17 protein-coding genes are annotated in these 15,836 nt (G+C 68.9%); 9 read left to right on the forward strand and 8 right to left on the reverse strand.

Translation table 11 applies throughout. From position 1 onward, the window contains the following. The first annotated feature begins 126 nt into the window (after positions 1-126). Genes EPN98_RS14260 through EPN98_RS14275 form a run of 4 tightly spaced genes read left to right on the forward strand, consistent with a single transcriptional unit; the run spans position 127 to position 4,170 of the window. Positions 127-954, forward strand: coding sequence for an ABC transporter substrate-binding protein (locus EPN98_RS14260; RefSeq protein WP_293363496.1), 828 nt, complete (start codon positions 127-129; stop codon positions 952-954). Then, complete coding sequence (locus EPN98_RS14265) at positions 951-1,940, forward strand: iron ABC transporter permease (RefSeq protein ID WP_293363498.1); 990 nt, start codon at positions 951-953, stop codon at positions 1,938-1,940. The genes EPN98_RS14260 and EPN98_RS14265 overlap by 4 nt, the downstream gene beginning before the upstream one ends. Further along, positions 1,937-2,713, forward strand: coding sequence for an ABC transporter ATP-binding protein (locus tag EPN98_RS14270; protein ID WP_293363500.1), 777 nt, complete (start codon positions 1,937-1,939; stop codon positions 2,711-2,713). Before EPN98_RS14265 ends, EPN98_RS14270 begins: the two co-directional genes overlap by 4 nt. After that, positions 2,713-4,170, forward strand: coding sequence for a cobyric acid synthase (locus EPN98_RS14275; protein ID WP_293363501.1), 1,458 nt, complete (start codon positions 2,713-2,715; stop codon positions 4,168-4,170). Before EPN98_RS14270 ends, EPN98_RS14275 begins: the two co-directional genes overlap by 1 nt. Here EPN98_RS14275 and EPN98_RS14280 read toward each other — a convergent pair. The 3 genes from EPN98_RS14280 to EPN98_RS14290 form a co-directional block, all read right to left on the reverse strand. Next, a complete protein-coding gene (locus EPN98_RS14280) occupies positions 4,167-4,727 on the reverse strand; it encodes an HNH endonuclease (protein ID WP_293363502.1) in 561 nt (186 codons plus the stop codon). The genes EPN98_RS14275 and EPN98_RS14280 overlap by 4 nt on opposite strands. Positions 4,728-5,532: 805 nt before the next feature. Next, a complete protein-coding gene (locus EPN98_RS14285) occupies positions 5,533-5,916 on the reverse strand; it encodes a glycine zipper 2TM domain-containing protein (RefSeq protein WP_293363503.1) in 384 nt (127 codons plus the stop codon). 517 nt (positions 5,917-6,433) lie between these two features. Further along, the gene (locus EPN98_RS14290) at positions 6,434-6,787 is read right to left on the reverse strand and encodes a hypothetical protein (RefSeq protein WP_293363504.1); all 354 of its coding nucleotides are present in this window, start codon (positions 6,785-6,787) and stop codon (positions 6,434-6,436) included. Positions 6,788-6,985: 198 nt separating this feature from the next. On the opposite strand from EPN98_RS14290, the gene EPN98_RS14295 reads away from it, so the two are divergent. Together EPN98_RS14295 and EPN98_RS14300 are read left to right on the forward strand one after the other, a co-directional pair. After that, positions 6,986-7,933, forward strand: coding sequence for a hypothetical protein (locus tag EPN98_RS14295; RefSeq protein WP_293363505.1), 948 nt, complete (start codon positions 6,986-6,988; stop codon positions 7,931-7,933). Between the two features lie 78 nt (positions 7,934-8,011). Next, the gene (locus tag EPN98_RS14300) at positions 8,012-8,179 is read left to right on the forward strand and encodes a hypothetical protein (protein ID WP_293363506.1); all 168 of its coding nucleotides are present in this window, start codon (positions 8,012-8,014) and stop codon (positions 8,177-8,179) included. Here the strand turns inward: EPN98_RS14300 and EPN98_RS14305 are convergent, their stop codons facing one another. Next, a complete protein-coding gene (locus EPN98_RS14305) occupies positions 8,180-8,707 on the reverse strand; it encodes a DUF1993 family protein (protein ID WP_293363507.1) in 528 nt (175 codons plus the stop codon). It lies immediately after the preceding gene. Between the two features lie 152 nt (positions 8,708-8,859). On the opposite strand from EPN98_RS14305, the gene EPN98_RS14310 reads away from it, so the two are divergent. Then, a complete protein-coding gene (locus EPN98_RS14310; protein WP_293363508.1) occupies positions 8,860-9,774 on the forward strand; it encodes a mechanosensitive ion channel family protein in 915 nt (304 codons plus the stop codon). Between the two features lie 15 nt (positions 9,775-9,789). Here the strand turns inward: EPN98_RS14310 and EPN98_RS14315 are convergent, their stop codons facing one another. Next, a complete protein-coding gene (locus EPN98_RS14315; RefSeq protein WP_293363509.1) occupies positions 9,790-10,344 on the reverse strand; it encodes a DUF882 domain-containing protein in 555 nt (184 codons plus the stop codon). A 151-nt stretch (positions 10,345-10,495) separates the two neighbouring features. Here EPN98_RS14315 and EPN98_RS14320 point away from each other — a divergent pair, with 151 nt between their 5' ends. Further along, positions 10,496-11,881 carry an MFS transporter gene (locus EPN98_RS14320; RefSeq protein ID WP_293363511.1) on the forward strand — a complete coding sequence of 462 codons (1,386 nt, stop codon included), beginning with the start codon at positions 10,496-10,498 and terminating at the stop codon, positions 11,879-11,881. 8 nt (positions 11,882-11,889) lie between these two features. Here the strand turns inward: EPN98_RS14320 and EPN98_RS14325 are convergent, their stop codons facing one another. Together EPN98_RS14325 and EPN98_RS14330 are read right to left on the reverse strand one after the other, a co-directional pair. Further along, a complete protein-coding gene (locus EPN98_RS14325; protein ID WP_293363512.1) occupies positions 11,890-12,072 on the reverse strand; it encodes a CsbD family protein in 183 nt (60 codons plus the stop codon). Between the two features lie 56 nt (positions 12,073-12,128). Then, on the reverse strand, positions 12,129-12,731 hold the full coding sequence (locus tag EPN98_RS14330) for a TetR/AcrR family transcriptional regulator (protein ID WP_293363513.1): 603 nt from the start codon (positions 12,729-12,731) through the stop codon (positions 12,129-12,131). Between the two features lie 87 nt (positions 12,732-12,818). Here EPN98_RS14330 and EPN98_RS14335 point away from each other — a divergent pair, with 87 nt between their 5' ends. Further along, on the forward strand, positions 12,819-13,166 hold the full coding sequence (locus EPN98_RS14335) for a hypothetical protein (RefSeq protein WP_293363515.1): 348 nt from the start codon (positions 12,819-12,821) through the stop codon (positions 13,164-13,166). Between the two features lie 163 nt (positions 13,167-13,329). Here EPN98_RS14335 and EPN98_RS14340 read toward each other — a convergent pair whose 3' ends face one another. Further along, complete coding sequence (locus tag EPN98_RS14340; protein ID WP_293363516.1) at positions 13,330-15,726, reverse strand: PAS domain S-box protein; 2,397 nt, start codon at positions 15,724-15,726, stop codon at positions 13,330-13,332. Between the last annotated feature and the right edge of the window lie 110 nt (positions 15,727-15,836).

Below are 15,836 nucleotides of genomic sequence, written 5' to 3' on the forward strand. Positions count from 1 at the left end.
ACAGGGACACGCCTCTCCCCTCCCCCCTGCGGGGAGGGGTCGGGGGTGGGGGTGCGAGCCTGCAAGCGCGACGCTGACACCCCCTCTCCCAACCCTCTCCCCGCAAGGGGGAGAGGGCTTCTGGCGTTGGGCTCCGCCTTTGCGGCTCTCGTTCTCCTGGCCCTCCCCGCCCACGCCGCTCCGGCCAAGCCGGTCCGCATCCTCTCAATGAACCAGTGCACCGACCTCCTGCTGCTGCAGCTGGTTCCAAAGTCGCGGATCGCGGGCGTGACCTATCTCGCCCGCGACGGATCGGCGGCGCTCTTTCCAGGCGCCGCCGACGGGATCGCGATCAACTACGGGACCCCGGAAGACATCATCAGGTTTCGGCCCGACCTGATCCTGACCGGCGACTTCTCGCTGGCGGTGACGCGCCGCCTCGCTCACGAGGTCGGCGCGCCGCTGGTCGAGGTGAAAAGCGCGCGCACCTTCGACGACGTGCGGACGACCCTGCGCCAGGTGGGCGCCGCCGTCGGCGAGCCGGCGCGGGCCGAGGCGCTGGTGCGGGAACTTGACGCCCGTCTCGCGCAGCTCGCGTCCCAGGCTCCGAAACGCCCGAACCGGATCGTCGTCTGGGATGGCGGTGCGACCGTGCCGGGCTCGGACACCTTCGCCGACCGCATCATCCGCGCTGCGGGCGCGGTGAACATCGCAGCCCAGCCGGGCGGGCTCTACACGGGCTTCGACGTCGAGCGGCTGCTGGAGGCGCGGCCCGACGCCCTCGTGTACGCCGGCGGGGCCAAGCCCCTGCTGCAGAACGACGAGGCCCGCCACCGCGTGGTCCGCCGCGTCTTCGAAGGCCGCCGCCTCGCCTACCCCGAAGTGGCCTTCAACTGCGGCCTGCCCCAATCGGCCAAGGCCGCCGTGGACCTCCGTCGCCAGCTCGACGCCCTGCCGAACGGCGCCGCCCGATGACTTCGCGCCCCCTGCCGATGAGCGCCCTGGCCGTCCTGCTGCTGATCGTGGCGGCGGCCGCCTCGCTGTTCCTCGGCCGCGTCAACATCGGCCCCCAGGAGATCCTCCACGCTCTGACCTCGCCCGACGTCAGCCTGACCCGCCTCGTTGTCCTGGAGCTTCGGCTGCCGCGCACCGTGCTCGCGATCCTGGTCGGCGCGGCCTTGGGCCTGTCGGGAGCGGTGCTGCAGGGGCTGCTCCGCAACCCGTTGGCCGAGCCAGGGCTGCTGGGCGTCTCCAGCGGCGCGGCCCTGGGCGCCGTGGTCTCGATCTACTTCAGCCTGGCGACGGCCTTCGCCCTGGCCACGCCGATCCTGGGTCTGGCCGGCGCCCTCGGGGCCGGCGCCCTGACCTTCGCGCTGGGCCGCGGCGGGACGCTCAGCCTGATCCTGGCCGGCGCCGCGGTCTCCGGGCTGATGGGCGCCTTCCTCGCAATGGCGCTCAACTTCGCGCCCAACCCCTACGCCGCGTTCGAAATGAGCATCTGGATGCTGGGCTCGCTCTCGCAGAAGAGCTGGGACCATATCCTGCTGGCGGGGCCGTTCATCCTGGTAGGCCTCGCGATCCTGGCCACCATGGGCCGCGCCATCGACGCGCTCTCCCTCGGCGAAGCCCAGGCCTCCAGCCTGGGCGTCGATCTCGACCGCACCCGGGCGCTGGCCTTGCTGGGCACGGCGCTGGCCGTCGGCGCGGCCACGTCAGTGACGGGTTCGGTGGGCTTCATTGGCCTGATCGCGCCGCACCTGGTGCGGCCGTTCGTAGGCTACCAGCCCAGCCGCACGCTGCTGCCCTCGGCCCTGTTCGGCGCCGCGCTGCTGTTGCTGGCCGACATCCTGACGCGCGTGCTGCACACCAGCTCGGAGCTGCGCCTGGGCGTTGTCACCAGCCTGATCGGCACGCCATTCTTCTTCTGGCTGGTCGTGCGCCTGCGGAGGCTGGCGCCATGAGCGTGCTGGAGGCCCGCAACGTCACTGTCCAGCGCGGCGGCCGCGCCATTGTCGACGGCGTGTCGGCGCGCCTCGAGGCCGGCATGTTCGTGGCCCTGATCGGGGCGAACGGGGCTGGCAAGTCGACGCTGCTCAACTGCCTGGCCGGCCTCATGAAGCCGGAGCGCGGCGACGTCACCCTCGACGGCAAACCCGTGCTGACCATCGATCGCCGCGACCTTGCGCGGCGTCGGGCCTACCTGCCGCAGAGCCTGCGGGCCGAGTGGCCGATTTCGGTGGAGCGCGTCGTGGCTCTTGGGCTGACGCCGCAACTGCCGGCGTTCGGCGGCCTGGCCGGCGGCTTCGAGCCGCGGCTGACCCAGGCGCTCGAGGCCTTCGACCTGATCCCGCAGCGCTTCCAGCCCGCCACTACGCTATCGGGCGGTGAGCTGGCCCGCGCCATGCTGGCCCGCGCGCTGGTGGGCGATCCGCAGGTGCTGCTGGCCGACGAACCGATCTCGGGGCTCGATCCTCGCCATCGCCTGGACACCATCACACGCCTGCGCCGGCTGGCTGTGAACGAGGGACGCCTGGTGGTCACGACCCTGCACGACCTGACCTTGGCGCTGCGCCACGCCACGCACGTCATCGCGCTGCGCGAGGGCCGGCTCGTCGCCTTCGGTCCTATGGCTGAGACCCTCACGCCCGAACTGCTTGCCGAAGTCTTCGACGTCCGCGCGTGTATCGCTGGCGCGGGGTCCGAGGCGCTGGTCGACTACCTGGGGCCCGCCTGATGGCCGCGCTGATGCTGCAGGGCTGCGGGTCGGACGTGGGCAAGTCGGTGCTGGTCGCCGGTCTCTGCCGTCTGTTCACGACCCGCGGCCTGACGGTTCGCCCGTTCAAGCCGCAGAACATGTCGAACAACGCCGCGGTCACGGCGGACGGCGGCGAGATCGGCCGGGCCCAGGCCTTGCAGGCCATCGCCTGCCGCACCCCGCCCACCGTCGACATGAACCCTGTGCTGCTGAAGCCCCAGTCCGACACCGGCGCCCAGCTCATCGTGCGCGGCCGCATGGAAGGCACATGGCAGGCCGCCGCCTACCAGGACCGCAAGGGCTCGCTGCTGCCGGTCGTGGTCGAGAACTTCCGCCATCTGGAGGCGCAGGCCGATCTCGTGATCGTCGAAGGCGCCGGCAGTCCGGCCGAGACCAACCTTCGCGCCAACGACATCGCCAACATGGGCTTCGCCCATGCGGCCGACGTGCCTGTCGTCCTGATCGGCGACATTGACCGTGGCCACGTGATCGCCAGCCTCGTGGGCGCCTACGAGGTGCTGGACGCCGCCGACCGCGGGCGCATCCAGGGGTTCCTGATCAACAAGTTCCGCGGCGACCCGGCGCTGTTCGACGAGGGCCGGGCCGAGATCGTTCGCCGCACGGGCTGGGCCGACCTGGGCATGGCGCCCTGGCTGGCGGCCGCCGCCCGCCTTCCCGCCGAGGACGCCGTGGTTCTGGAGCGGGCCGCCGATGGACCGGCCGCCCGGGTGACGATCGCGGTCCCGATGCTGTCGCGCATCGCCAACTTCGACGACTTCGACCCCCTTCGCGCCGAGCCCGAGGTCGACCTGCGGTTCGTGCCACCCGGCCAACCGCTGCCGGTCTGCGACCTCGTCATCCTGCCCGGCACGAAAGCCACCCTCGCCGACCTCGCCTTCCTCCGCGCCCAGGGCTGGGACATCGACCTGATGGGCCACGTCCGCCGCGGCGGCCGCGTCCTGGGCATCTGCGGCGGCTTCCAGATGCTGGGCCATCGCATCGCCGACCCCGACGGGATCGAGGGCTCGCCCGGCGAGGCGCCGGGGCTGGGCCTGCTCAACGTCGAGACTGTCCTCACCGGCGACAAGGTGCTGAAGCCGGTCCGCGGCCAGCTCCTCGGCGGCGCTTTCGAAGGCTACGAGATGCACGTCGGCCGCACGACCGGCCCCGCGCTCGCCCGCCCATTCCTCAGCTCCGGCGGCGCCGTCTCTCCAGATGGCCGGATCGCCGGCTGCTACGTCCACGGCCTGTTCGCGAAGACCCGGGCCCGTGCGGCGTTCCTGGCGCAGTTTAGCGCGAGCACACACGCCGGCGATCATACGGATGCGGTAGACGCCGCCCTGGACGAGATCGCCGAGAGACTGACGCAGTGCTTTAACGTCGAGGCGCTGCTGCGCATCGCTCGCCTCCGCTCACGCGACGTGGAAGCCGGCTAAGCCTCCAGTTCGATGTCCCAATAAAGGTAGTCGAGCCAGCTTTCGTGCAGGTGGTGCGGCGGGAACTTCCGCCCCCGTTCCTGTAGCTCGTGCGCGCTGGGCCGACGCGGCTTCAGCCGGGGGTGCATGTGCGCCTCGTGCGGCGTGCGGCCGCCCTTCATCAGGTTGCAGCGCGCGCACGCGGTGACGATGTTCTCCCACGTCGTGCGGCCGCCGCGCGACCGCGGGATCACATGGTCGAACGTCAGCTCGTGGTCGGCGGTGCAGTACTGGCAGGTGAAGCTGTCGCGCAGGAACAGGTTAAACCGCGTAAAGGCCGGCGGCCGGTCCTGAGCGACGTACTGCTTCAGCGACACCACGCTGGGCAGCTTCATGGCGAAGGACGGCGAGTGGACTTCCTGGTCGTAGGTGGACACCACGTCCACGCGATCCAGGAAGACGGCCTTGATCACTTCCTGCCAGGGCCAGAGCGACAGCGGATAATAGGACAGCGGCCGGAAGTCGGCGTTGAGCACCAGACAGGGCCAGCCAGACGGCGGAGCCTTAAGGATCTGCATGGCGGATCCTCCCGGGTCGCTTCGCGGCGTGAATGACGATCAGAGTGGGACTGAAGACAGCACCCCAATGCGAGAGATCGACGTTACCGAGGAAAACTATAGGCCCGATTCGGAGACAACTCTACGACGGCACGGGCCTGGATCTTGAGCTCTTGGACCCCGCCCAGCGCATTGCGGGGGCGAGGTCTCTAGTCGAGCGACATGTGGTCAGGCGCCGAGGATGGCGGTGGCGCCGGCGACGGTCAGGGTCAGACCCAGCACCGCGTACGTCACGACCATGTCGAGCACCCGGTTCATCCGGAGCGACATAGGCATTCTCCTTACTTGCAGTCGGGGCCGGCCCATCCGGCCCCGTCCATCTGGACAATGCTTAGATAGCACAATCTAAGCAGTGTTCAATCGTTGTTTTTTGGTGGTCGGCATTAGTTTTCGTATGACGCACCTGCGAACGTCCAAAAACGAAAAGGGGCCCGAAAGGGCCCCTCCTCGGTTCGACCGTGAGGATGGGGAGGCGTCAGATGCCCAGACCCGCCGTGGAGATCGCAGCGAAAGCGCCGAGAGCCAGCAGGTAGAGAGGGGCGATCCGGTCGAAATTCTTCATAAGAGACATAACACACACCTAGTTTTTCAGTTCTGGGGTCCCCGGGGGAGCGGGGCGTCCGTTTGGGACGAATGATGGATACCAGAATCTGAACGCTGCATAGATCAGCAATTTTGCACTGCAGCTCTGCGATTTCGCACATGCGAAAAGAGGGGCGCTGCTCGCGCAGCGCCCCTGGCGTGTGTGTGTCCCGAAGATCAGGACCTAGCGGCGATAGCCGTAGCCATTGTCATAGCGGTCATACGAGCCGCGTCCGTCGTAGCCATCCCGGCCGTAGTCGCCGCGATCGTAGGTGCGGTAGCGGCTGTCGCTGTAATAGGGGCGGCTCGTACGATAGGCGTAGCCGTTGCGGTAACGACGCTTGTCGTTGTCGTTGTCGACCGCCGCGCCCACGGCCGCGCCGGCCACGGCCCCCAGGACCACGCCTTCGGTCTTGCCGTTGCCGATCGCTGCGCCGGCGACGCCGCCGATCAGAGCGCCCAGCAGCGCGCTTTCGGTCTTCGAGGCCGCCGCGGCCTGACTCGCGGGGAGCGCCACCGCGCCGGCGACGGTCAGGGCCAGAACGGCCTTGGTCAGGATCTTGGTCATGGCTCAGCTCCTTCAGCGTTCATTCGCCGGACGGGGAAGCGCCGGCATCTTGAGACTGAGAGTGCAGGGCCGCGCCTGAACGCCCCTGGAGCCGGTCGTTCATGTTGGCGACAGCCAGCCGCCAGGCCTGCGGGCAAAGAAAAAGCGCACGCCGGGGACGTGCGCTTGGGGCTGCGGCCTGGGGAGGAGCCGCGAGCGGGGAGAACGCCTAGACGGCGCCGACAACCCCGATGGTCGCGAAACCGATCACCAGGCCCAGCATCGCCGTCAGCAGGGCCGGGGCGGCCGCCGCTTGGAACAGGCTACGCAGGGACGAGAGGATCATGGCGAGGGCCTTCTTAGTCTGGGGAGACCCCGGTGGGGGCGGGGCCGTCCGTGCTTCGGACGCCCATCTGATAGCACTGCTTCGGTTACTTAATGGTCAGCGATTTCGCACTGTCGCTATGCGTTTTCTGCACAGAGCCCGTGCATCCGCCCTGCACATCGTGACGTGAGGGTCCGCAGACGGCGTCAGCGCCTAGCGGAAGGCCAGGCTGAGCTTTGCGCCGACGAACCGGCCCGACGGGTCCACGCCTCGAGCAGCGGCGGCGCCGCTGCGTTCGGCGCCGGGTTGGATACCGCACAGGAAGCCCAGAGCTCCGGTCACGTCGTCATCCAGCCGCCGATCAATGGCCGTGCGGGCGATGCCGGCGCGCTTCAGCGCGTGGGCCTCGGCGGAACGGGGGTCCAGCGAAAGCTTGACCACCGGCGCGCGGGCCAACTCGGGCCGCACGGCCTGGGCCAGCGCCTGCGACGGCGTCAGCGTTTCAGCCTGCGCCGCACCGGCGAGGCTGGCGGCCGCCAGCGCCAATCCAACTGACCTGACCAACATCGATCGCTCCATCGCTGCGCGCCCACTCTAACCCGAGCGCCGCCTGACAGCTACGCAACCGTGGGGGCCGGCGGATGCCTTTCAACATTGCGTCGGGCCGCCCAGCCCAAGCTTGGCCATATGGACGAGCACTGCGATCCGCCGGTACGGTCGGCATGAACGCGAGTATCGCACGCATGCAACTGGGGGGAGATTGCGATGGCGCGGAAAACACCGAACACGGTCCTGTTCGTATTCCTGGGCCTTTGCGCGCTGGTGGCGGGCGGCGTGGGCTTCTGGCTGCTCAGCGACGTTTCGCGCGCCAAGCAGGAGGCCGCCGAAGCCGCCGCCAATCCGCCCACCCTCCCGGCCGGCCCGCTGCAGTTCGCGATGTCGAACTCCACCGACGTCACCTATGTGGCGCTGGACACTGTGAAGCGCAGTCCTGAAGGCCTGGTCACCGCGACGGTCGTCAAGGTTGGCCGCACGGTCAGTTCGATCAAGGACGCCGGGCCCCTGGTCAGCCAGGTCGCGACCGTCGACTGCGCCGCCAACCGCATCTTCGACGGCCAGTCCGGCGCCTTCACCCTGGACGGCAAGCTGCTGAGCGCGGCGGCCGGCTACTCCGGCAAGCGTGGCCGGGTGGTCGAAGCGGGCGACTATCAGGTCCCGGCGCTGTGCCACGGCCAGAAGGGCCATGTGGTCGAGAACATCAAGGCCGCGCTTCGCCAGTCGCAGGCGCTGCCCGTGGACATCGCGGACAGGGCCAAGGCCAACCCGACGGATCACCACAACTGGGCGTGGCTTTGCGCCGCCGCTGCCCGCGGGACCTGGCGCGCACAGGCGCCCGGCGACTGCGACAAGGCCGTGGCGCTGCGCCCCGACGACGTCGACGGGCGGCTGGACCGCGCCTACCTGTTCCTGAAAATCGGCCGCAACGGCGAGGCTGCGGCGGACTTCGCCAAGGTGCTGGCAGACGATCCGCGGAACGCGGTGGCCATCTACGGGCGAAGCCTGATGACCGGGATGCGGACCGGGGGCAACCTTGCCGGCGTGGCGGCCAGCAAGGCCGACCGCTGCGCGGCGCTGGCGATCGACAAGGAAGTCGCCGGCTGGGTCGCCCGCACCTACCAGATCCAGATGAGCCAGGAGTTCCGCGTCTGTTGAGACGCGGCCCGATTGACCTGGATCAAAGCTGCGCCTTGCGGCCGCAGCTATCCGGCGGGTGTTTCAAGGGAGAGCCAAATGCCCGCCGCCACCGTCGTCGTCCTGACCGTCGTCTTCGCCATGTTCGGTCTCTTCATGGTCGTCCTGGGGTCCGTCTGGATCTGGACTAACCTTCCCGCACGCGCTCCTCAGAAGGTTGCGAGCGCCGAAAGGGCGCCCGCGATGGAATACCGCAAAGCCGCCTAGTCAGGCGGCGAGCGCCTCAGGCCGGCCGCCGGCCAGGTAGTCCATCTTGCCCAGCGGCACGCCGGCCGCCCGCAGCAGGCCGTACGCCGTCACCACGTGGAAGTGGAAGTTCGGCAGCGCGAAGGTGAACAGGAAGTCCCGGGCCGTGAACGTGAGCGTCCGGCCGGGGATGGGCAGTTCGACCGTCCGCTCGGGATCGCCGTTGACCTTGGCCGGCTCCACCGACTCCAGGAACGCGATGGTGTTGGCCACGCGCGCCTTGACCTGATCCCAGGTCGTCTCGGTGTCAGGGAAGCTGGGCGGGGTGACGCCCGCCAGGCGAGCCGCGCCGCCTTTCGCCGCATCGCTGGCCAGCTGGATCTGGGCCGTGAACGTGCCCATGTCGGGCGCCAGGCGCTTCTCGAGATAGACTTGGGGATCCACGCCGGTCGCCTTGGCGTGCGCCTCGGCCTTGGCCAGCAGCGCGGCGAGGTTCTTCAGCATCAGCACAAAGCCGGGGATCGAGGCGTCATAGAGCGACAAGGCCATCAGACAGGACTCCAGTTTCAGGATTGATGCGTCACATATGGGCCCTGTCGGCCCGTGGGCGCCGACCAGAGCATTCGAATTTTTCTGACACCTCGCATCGCCGTGGCGCTTTGCGAGTTCTCGCCTCGGGGGTCGTTGACGCGAGATCCCGCTTGGCCCCGAAAACAGAAGACCCCGTCACGCCCCTCTTCGACATGGTCGGAATGGCCCTGTCCGGCGATCCCGTGATGCTGCGCGGCATGGCCGCCACACTGGGCTCGTTTTCCATTCGCCTGCTGGTCGCCCTGGTGATCCTGGCCGCGACGCTCTGGCTGGCAGGGCGGCTGGGAAAACTGGCCGAGCGGGCGTTGAGCCGCCTGCCAGGCCACCATCAGCAGGCCGACCAGACGCTGGCGATCTTCGTGTCGACGCTGGTGAAGTACGTGGTGATCGCTATCGGCCTGGTGGCGGTGCTGCAGCAGCTGGGCGTTCAGGCGACGTCGGTGCTGGCGGTGCTGGGCGCCGCCTCACTGGCCATCGGCCTGGCGTTGCAAGGGACCCTGGGCAACGTCGCCGCGGGCGTCATGATCCTCTTGCTGCGGCCCTACCGCGCCGGCGACCGTGTCGAGTTGAACGGCCGCCAGGGCAAGGTGGTGGGGATGGACCTCTTCAACACCAAGCTGCTCGATTACGACGGCCTGACCCTCTATCTCCCCAACGGCAAGGTGTTCGGTGACATGATCGTCAACATCAGCCAGGCCGGACGACGCCGCATCGAGATCGTGTTCGGGGTCGACTACGAGGACGACCTGAACGTGGCGCTGGCCACCCTGACCCATCTGGCCGAAAGCGACCCGCGAGTTCTGAAGCAGCCTGCGCCCTGGGCCAAGGTCACCGCCATGGGCGACTCGTCGGTGAACGTCACCCTTCGCTGCTGGGCCACGCCAGACGACTGGATGGATACCCGCTTCGATCTGACCAAGCAGGCGAAGGAAGCGCTTGAGGCCCGGGGCCTGAGCTTCCCCTACCCTCACCAAGTGGTGGTTGACCGCGCCGACGTACGGCCGCAGGCGCAACGCACGGGCTAGGAGATCGGCTCGGCGTCAGGCCCCGCGCCACTGGCGGACGCGGCCGGTGTCGACATGGACGAAGTTGGAGACGGGATAGTAGCCCACCCCACCGGCGCCCAGGTCCAGCGCGGCGTCACGCAGGTTTGCGAGGTCCACCCCCGGCACGACGATGTCGACGGCCTTGCCCACCGTGTGCTGGCTATGCTCGGCCACGCCCTTCGACCGCGAGCGCAGCATCGCGTTCGTCTTCGGCGAGCGGTAGCCCGATACCACCTGGAAAGGTTGCGTCGTTTCGAGTTTCAGCTGGATCGAGTGCAGCGCGTCGAAAAGCGCTGGGTCGATGAAGGTCTGATCGCCGGTGCGCCAGTCGCGCATGACGCGGTTCGCTTCGGCGAGGGCGTCGGGCAGGTAGCTGCCGTTGGCGTAGTAGACCTCGTTGAAGGCCTCCCCCGTGTGGAGGTTGTGCAGGACCGCGCGGCGCGGTTCCCAGATGTCGAGTCGCTGAGCCCAAGCGGGGGCGGCGATCGCGGTGAGGCCGGCGGCGGCCCCAAAGGTGAGCAGCTCTCTGCGGCGGACGAGGTTCGGCATAGCGCCTCCAGGCCGTCGAAACGAAGGCGGCAAGATGGCGGGCCAATCGTTAACGTCAACCCTATAGCCGACAGGGTGCGACCGACGGTCGCCGGCAGCTTAGGCCTTGAGCGGCGGCGAGCGTTCGCGGACAGTCCCGTCGAGCCGGTGCGTGAGAGACGCCGGCCTGGGAGGTTTCCTCAATGCCCATGCGCCCGTCCGCCGCACCACGCGGCCGCCGATGACCGCGGCCGCCTCTCCGGTCTCGTCGCCTGCCACGCTGCGCAAGGTGGTGGCCGCCAGCATGATCGGCACCACCATCGAGTGGTACGATTTCTTTCTCTACGGCACCGCCGCGGCGCTGGTGTTCAACAAGCTGTTCTTCCCAGCCTCCGAGCCGCTGGTCGGTACGATGCTGGCGTTCGCGACCTATGCGCTGGGCTTTGTCGCCCGGCCCTTGGGCGGCGTGATCTTTGGCCACTACGGCGACCGGATCGGGCGCAAGCGGCTCCTGATGCTGAGCCTGATCCTGATGGGCGTGGCGACGGTGCTGATCGGTTGCCTGCCCACCTTCGATCAGGTGGGGCTCCTGGCGCCTGTCCTGCTGATCGTCCTGCGCCTGGTGCAGGGCTTCGCTGTGGGGGGCGAGTGGGGCGGCGCAGTGCTGATCGTGGCCGAGCATGGCGACGCCGCCCGCCGCGGCTTCTGGACCAGCTTCCCACAGGCCGGCGTGGCGGCCGGCAGCCTGCTGGCTTCGGGCCTGCTGGCGGTGATGGCGGCGCTGCAGACCGAGGCCGACTTCCTGGCCTGGGGCTGGCGCGTGCCGTTCCTGTTGTCGGCGGTGCTGATCGGGGTGGGCTGGTGGATCCGCGCGACGGTCGACGAGAGCCCGACGTTCAAGGCCGTGGCGGCCGAGGTCCAGGCCCTGCCCAAGGCTCCGGCCCTGGAGGCCATCCGCAAGCGGCCCCTGCGCCTGCTGATCGGCGGCGGGCTCAAGTTCGCCGAGAACATCAGCTACTACATCGTCTCGGTGTTCACGATCACCTACGTGACCCAGGCCGTGGGGCTGTCGCGGCAGGTGGCCTTGAACGCCATCCTCGTCGCCTCTGCCCTCCACGTGATCCTCATCCCGGCCTTCGGCTGGCTCTCGGACAGGATCGGTCGGCGGCCGGTCTACGCCTTCGGCGCGTTCGGGATGATGCTGTGGGCGTTCGCGTTCTTCCGCCTGCTCGACACGGCCGACCCGACGATGATCGTCGCCGCCTGCTGCGGCGCCCTGGTGTTCCATGCGGCGATGTACGGCGGACAGGCGGCGTTCCTGGCCGAGATGTTCCCGACGCGATACCGTTACTCGGGCGTCTCGCTGGCCTACCAGGCCACTTCGATCTTCGCGGGCTCGCTGGCGCCGCTGATCGCAGCCGCGCTGCTGGCGGCCACGGGTTCCGGCTTCCCGATCGCTCTCTACGTCGCAGCCGCCTCGCTGGTCACAGGCATCGCCGCCCTCGCCGCGCGGGAGACGCGCGGCAAGAGCTTCGACGAGATCGACGCCGAGGCGTAGACCCGGGGCTATTTCTTCAGCACGTCCCGGGCGGCGTCCTTCAGGGCGCCCACGCCCTTCTGAACCTTGCCTTCGACGCGGTCGGCGGCGCCGTCGGCCTGCAGGTCACGATCACCCGTGGCCTTGCCGGCCGCTTCCTTGATCGAGCCCTTGATGTCCTTCGCGGCGCCCTTGGCTTCGTCCTTGTGCATGGCTTGGTCCTTCCGATTGATCAGGAAGGCCATACGCGGGGCGCGCGGAAGGGTTCCTAGGCGGCGGCCCGCGACGTGCGATCCAGCAGCGCCTCGAAGGCGGCCTGGGCCGACCGGCGGGCGTCTGCGTCGCCCATCATGCGGCGCGCGTCCGACTGGCCCAGGACGAAGCTCTTCATCTGGAAGTAGGCCGCCTGGGCCTCGCGATCCGAGAGCGGCGGGTCACGCAACGACAGGAACTCGCGCGTCACGGTCTTGCGGAAGCCCTGCAACTGCTTGTGCAGCAGGTCGCGCGGCGGGCCCGGCTGGTCGTCCAGCTCGACCGACAGCTGCATGATCGGGCATCCGCTTTCGGCCCAGTCGTCCTCGCACCACTGCAGCCAGCGCTCGAAGATCTTCTCCAGCCGCGGGCGACCGGGGGGCAGTTGCGACGCCGGAAGCCTGATGAGCTCGCTGAAGCGGTCCGTGACCATCTGCACCACGGCCAGGTGCATGTCTTCCTTGGACTCGAAGTGCTTGAAAAGTCCGCTCTTGGACAGGCCGACGGCCTCGGCCACGTCGTTCAGGCTTACGCCCGTGAGGCCACGCAGCGCCGCCTGGCGCGTCGCCTCTTCGAGGATGCGGGCCTTCGTCGCTTCGCCTTTTTTCAATACGGCCAAGCCTCCCTGCTTGACAAAGTGACCGATCGTGCCCTTTTTGGAGCTTAGCGACCGGTCGTGCTCTTTTCTACCGAAAGGAACACGAGAATGCAAAACTTCAGGTGTGTGAGCGCGATTGCGGCGATGGCCGTGTTCGCGGCGGGCGGCGCCTTCGCCCAGACGACGGGATACAAGGGCGAAGCCCGGCTGGCGAACCCGGCGACGGCGCCAGTCCAGCAGACCATCGCCGGGGTGGCCTGGCGCTGCGACGGCGACGCCTGCCAGGGTGAGGCGGCGCGCAAGAACAACGTCGACGGCGTGGTGCGCGAGTGCCGGAAGGTGGTGGCCGTGATCGGCCCCGTGGCCAGCTACAAGTCGGGCGCCCGCGAACTGACCGACGGCCAGATCCGCGCCTGCAACAGGGGTGCGATCCAGGTGCAGACCGCCCGCAACTGAACGCTCTATCGGCGCGTCCTTGAGGCGGCGAACGGCTTCCAATTCGCCTGAGGACGGGCGCACAGGTCCTCCCCTCGGCGCGGCGCTTTCGTTCTCGGCCGGCCAAGGGATCACTCGCGGGGGAGGCGCTGGCCGCCTCTCCCGCGGTCTTTTCGGCGAGCCGCTACGCTTCGGGCTTTTGGTCCCGCGCCCGGCGCGCCTCTTCCAGTCGCACCACGCTGGCCCGCGGCCGGGCGAGCAGCTTGGCGATCGAACGGTTGAGGTCCGCCAGCCTGTAGGGCTTCCGAAGGATCGGGAACTCGGCGCCGATGCGTGCGGCGGCTTCGCTGTAGCCCGTGGCCAGCAACACGGGCGTCGCGGGGGATCGCACGCGGATTTTGCGGGCCATCTCCAGCCCGTCCATCTCGCCGGCCATCACGATATCGCTCAGCACCAGGTCGAACGGGCCTTCCGACTCCAGCTTGCGCAGGCCCGGGAGCCCGCCCGACGCGGCGACCACCTCGTGGCCAAGCTCCTCCAGCATCCGCGCCGCCACGTCGGCGACGTCGGGGTTGTCTTCGACCAGCAGGATGCGGCCGCGGCGGCTCAACTCTGCAGCTTCGGGTTCATCCTGCGCCTGTGGCGCGCGGTCTGCGCGCGGGAGATAGAGAGTGAAGGCTGCGCCAGCGCCCAGCTGACTTGCGACGGTCACCTGGCCGCCTGACTGCTGGGCGAAGCCATAGACCTGGCTCAGGCCAAGGCCCGTGCCCTTGTCCACATCCTTGGTGGTGAAGAACGGGTCGAAGATGCGCGGCAGGATGTCGGGCGGGATGCCCGAGCCGGTGTCTTCCACGGACAGCGCCACGAAGTCGCCCTGCAGACGGTCCGGCGTCTCGGTCCCGTTCAGCGAGCGGTTCTGGGCGCGCAGCTGAATGGCCCCGCCCCTGGGCATCGCGTCTCGCGCGTTCACGGTCAGGTTCAGGACGGCCAGTTCGAACTCGCCGATATCGACGGCGATCGGCCAGAGGTCGCCGGGCAGGTCCATCTCAAGCTGGATGCTGCGCGGCAGGCTGGCCGAAAGCAGCTCGCTCAGTCCCGTCGCCCGGTCGGAAAGCGACACGGGCGCCGGCGACAGCCGCTGGCGGCGCGAGAAGGACAGGAGGTGGCGCGTCAGCTCCTCGCCCCGGCGCGCGGACGCCTCCACGGCATCCAGGGCGCGCAGCGACCGCGGGTCGTCCTTGAGGTGGCGGCGCAACAGCTGGGCCTGGCCGCTGACCACCATCAGCAGATTGTTGAAGTCATGGGCCACCCCGCCGGTCAGCTTGCCCAACGCCTCGAGCTTCTGACTCTGCGCCAACTGCTCGTGCGCCCGCTGCAGGTCCAGCTGGGCGCGGCGCTTGTCGGTGATGTCGCGGGTGATCTTGGCGAAGCCGATGAGGGCGCCGCCCTCTTCGCGGATCGCGTCGATGATCACCGACGCCCAGAACAGGCTGCCGTCCTTGCGCACCCGCCAGCCCTCGGCCTCGTAGCGGCCCTGGTCGGCGGCGGTCTTGAGCGCCCGCAGCGGCGTGCCGACCGCCCGGTCGTCGCGGGTGTAGAAGATCGAGAAGTGCCGGCCCACGATCTCGTCGGCCGCATAACCCTTGATGTGCTGGGCGCCCGTGTTCCAGTTGGCCACCACCCCGTTCGGATCCAGCATGTAGATCGCGTAGTCGGTCACCCCCGACACCAGGGTGCGGAACTGCCGCTCGCTCTGGATCAGGGCTTCCTGCGCCGCCTTCTTCGCCGAGACGTCGCGCGTGATCTTGGCGAAGCCGATGAAGCGGTCGTCCTCGTCATAGATGGGATCGATCACCACTGAGGCCCAGAAGCGCCGCCCGTCCTTGCACACGCGCCAGCCCTCGGCGTCGAAGCGACCATCGCGGAGCGCCGTTTCCAGCGCCCGGGCGGGCGCCCCGGCCTGGCGATCCTTGGCCGTGTAGAAGACGCTGAAATGCCGACCGATGATCTCGCCGTCGGCGTACCCATTGATCTGCTGGGCGCCGCGGTTCCATTTGGTCACGACGCCGTTCGGATCGAGCATGACGATGGCGTAGTCGGTGATCCCCCCCACCAGCAATCGGAACCGGCGTTCGCTCTGGGCCAGGGCCAGTTGCGCGTCGCGTTCGGCCGTCATGTCACGCGTCACCATCGCGTAGCCGATCAGCTCGCCATCTTCGGCCCGGACCGCGTACAGGGTGTCGACGGCCCAGAACCGCGTGCCGTCCTTGCGGACCCGCCACCCTTCAGCCTGAACCCGGTCCTCGGCAGCAGCCGTAGCCAGCAGCCTCTCCGGAGCGCCGACCGCGCGATCCTCGGGCGTGAAGAACATCGAGATGTGCCGTCCCTCGACCTCGGCCGGGGCATAGCCCTTCAGCCGCGCGGCGCCGGTGTTCCAGGTGACCACGCAGCCGTCGGGATCCAGCAGGTGGATAGCGTGGTCGGTCACAGCGTCGACCAGGCCGCGCAGCACGCTGTCGGCCGTCTTGTCGATACGCACGCCCGGCGGGTAGCCCGTCGGCGGCTTGTCCTTGGCCCGCACCAGCGAGTTCCCCTCACACCCCTCATGCGGCCAACGCGCGGATTGGCGCAGGGTTCCGCCGTTGCACGCCGGCCTCCTCGCCGCTATCTGCTCGCCCGACTTTCCCGACA

Source organism: Phenylobacterium sp. (genome assembly GCF_004299445.1).
Taxonomy (GTDB): domain Bacteria; phylum Pseudomonadota; class Alphaproteobacteria; order Caulobacterales; family Caulobacteraceae; genus Phenylobacterium.

Coding starts and splice junctions, on each gene's coding strand:
- EPN98_RS14290 (WP_293363504.1), bottom strand. CDS start 6,787: ATGTTGGTCAGGTCAGTTGGATTGGCGCTGGCGGCCGCCAGCCTCGCC.
- EPN98_RS14295 (WP_293363505.1), top strand. CDS start 6,986: ATGGCGCGGAAAACACCGAACACGGTCCTGTTCGTATTCCTGGGCCTT.
- EPN98_RS14265 (WP_293363498.1), top strand. CDS start 951: ATGACTTCGCGCCCCCTGCCGATGAGCGCCCTGGCCGTCCTGCTGCTG.
- EPN98_RS14280 (WP_293363502.1), bottom strand. CDS start 4,727: ATGCAGATCCTTAAGGCTCCGCCGTCTGGCTGGCCCTGTCTGGTGCTC.
- EPN98_RS14270 (WP_293363500.1), top strand. CDS start 1,937: ATGAGCGTGCTGGAGGCCCGCAACGTCACTGTCCAGCGCGGCGGCCGC.
- EPN98_RS14335 (WP_293363515.1), top strand. CDS start 12,819: ATGCAAAACTTCAGGTGTGTGAGCGCGATTGCGGCGATGGCCGTGTTC.
- EPN98_RS14300 (WP_293363506.1), top strand. CDS start 8,012: ATGCCCGCCGCCACCGTCGTCGTCCTGACCGTCGTCTTCGCCATGTTC.
- EPN98_RS14285 (WP_293363503.1), bottom strand. CDS start 5,916: ATGACCAAGATCCTGACCAAGGCCGTTCTGGCCCTGACCGTCGCCGGC.
- EPN98_RS14315 (WP_293363509.1), bottom strand. CDS start 10,344: ATGCCGAACCTCGTCCGCCGCAGAGAGCTGCTCACCTTTGGGGCCGCC.
- EPN98_RS14275 (WP_293363501.1), top strand. CDS start 2,713: ATGGCCGCGCTGATGCTGCAGGGCTGCGGGTCGGACGTGGGCAAGTCG.
- EPN98_RS14325 (WP_293363512.1), bottom strand. CDS start 12,072: ATGCACAAGGACGAAGCCAAGGGCGCCGCGAAGGACATCAAGGGCTCG.
- EPN98_RS14305 (WP_293363507.1), bottom strand. CDS start 8,707: ATGGCCTTGTCGCTCTATGACGCCTCGATCCCCGGCTTTGTGCTGATG.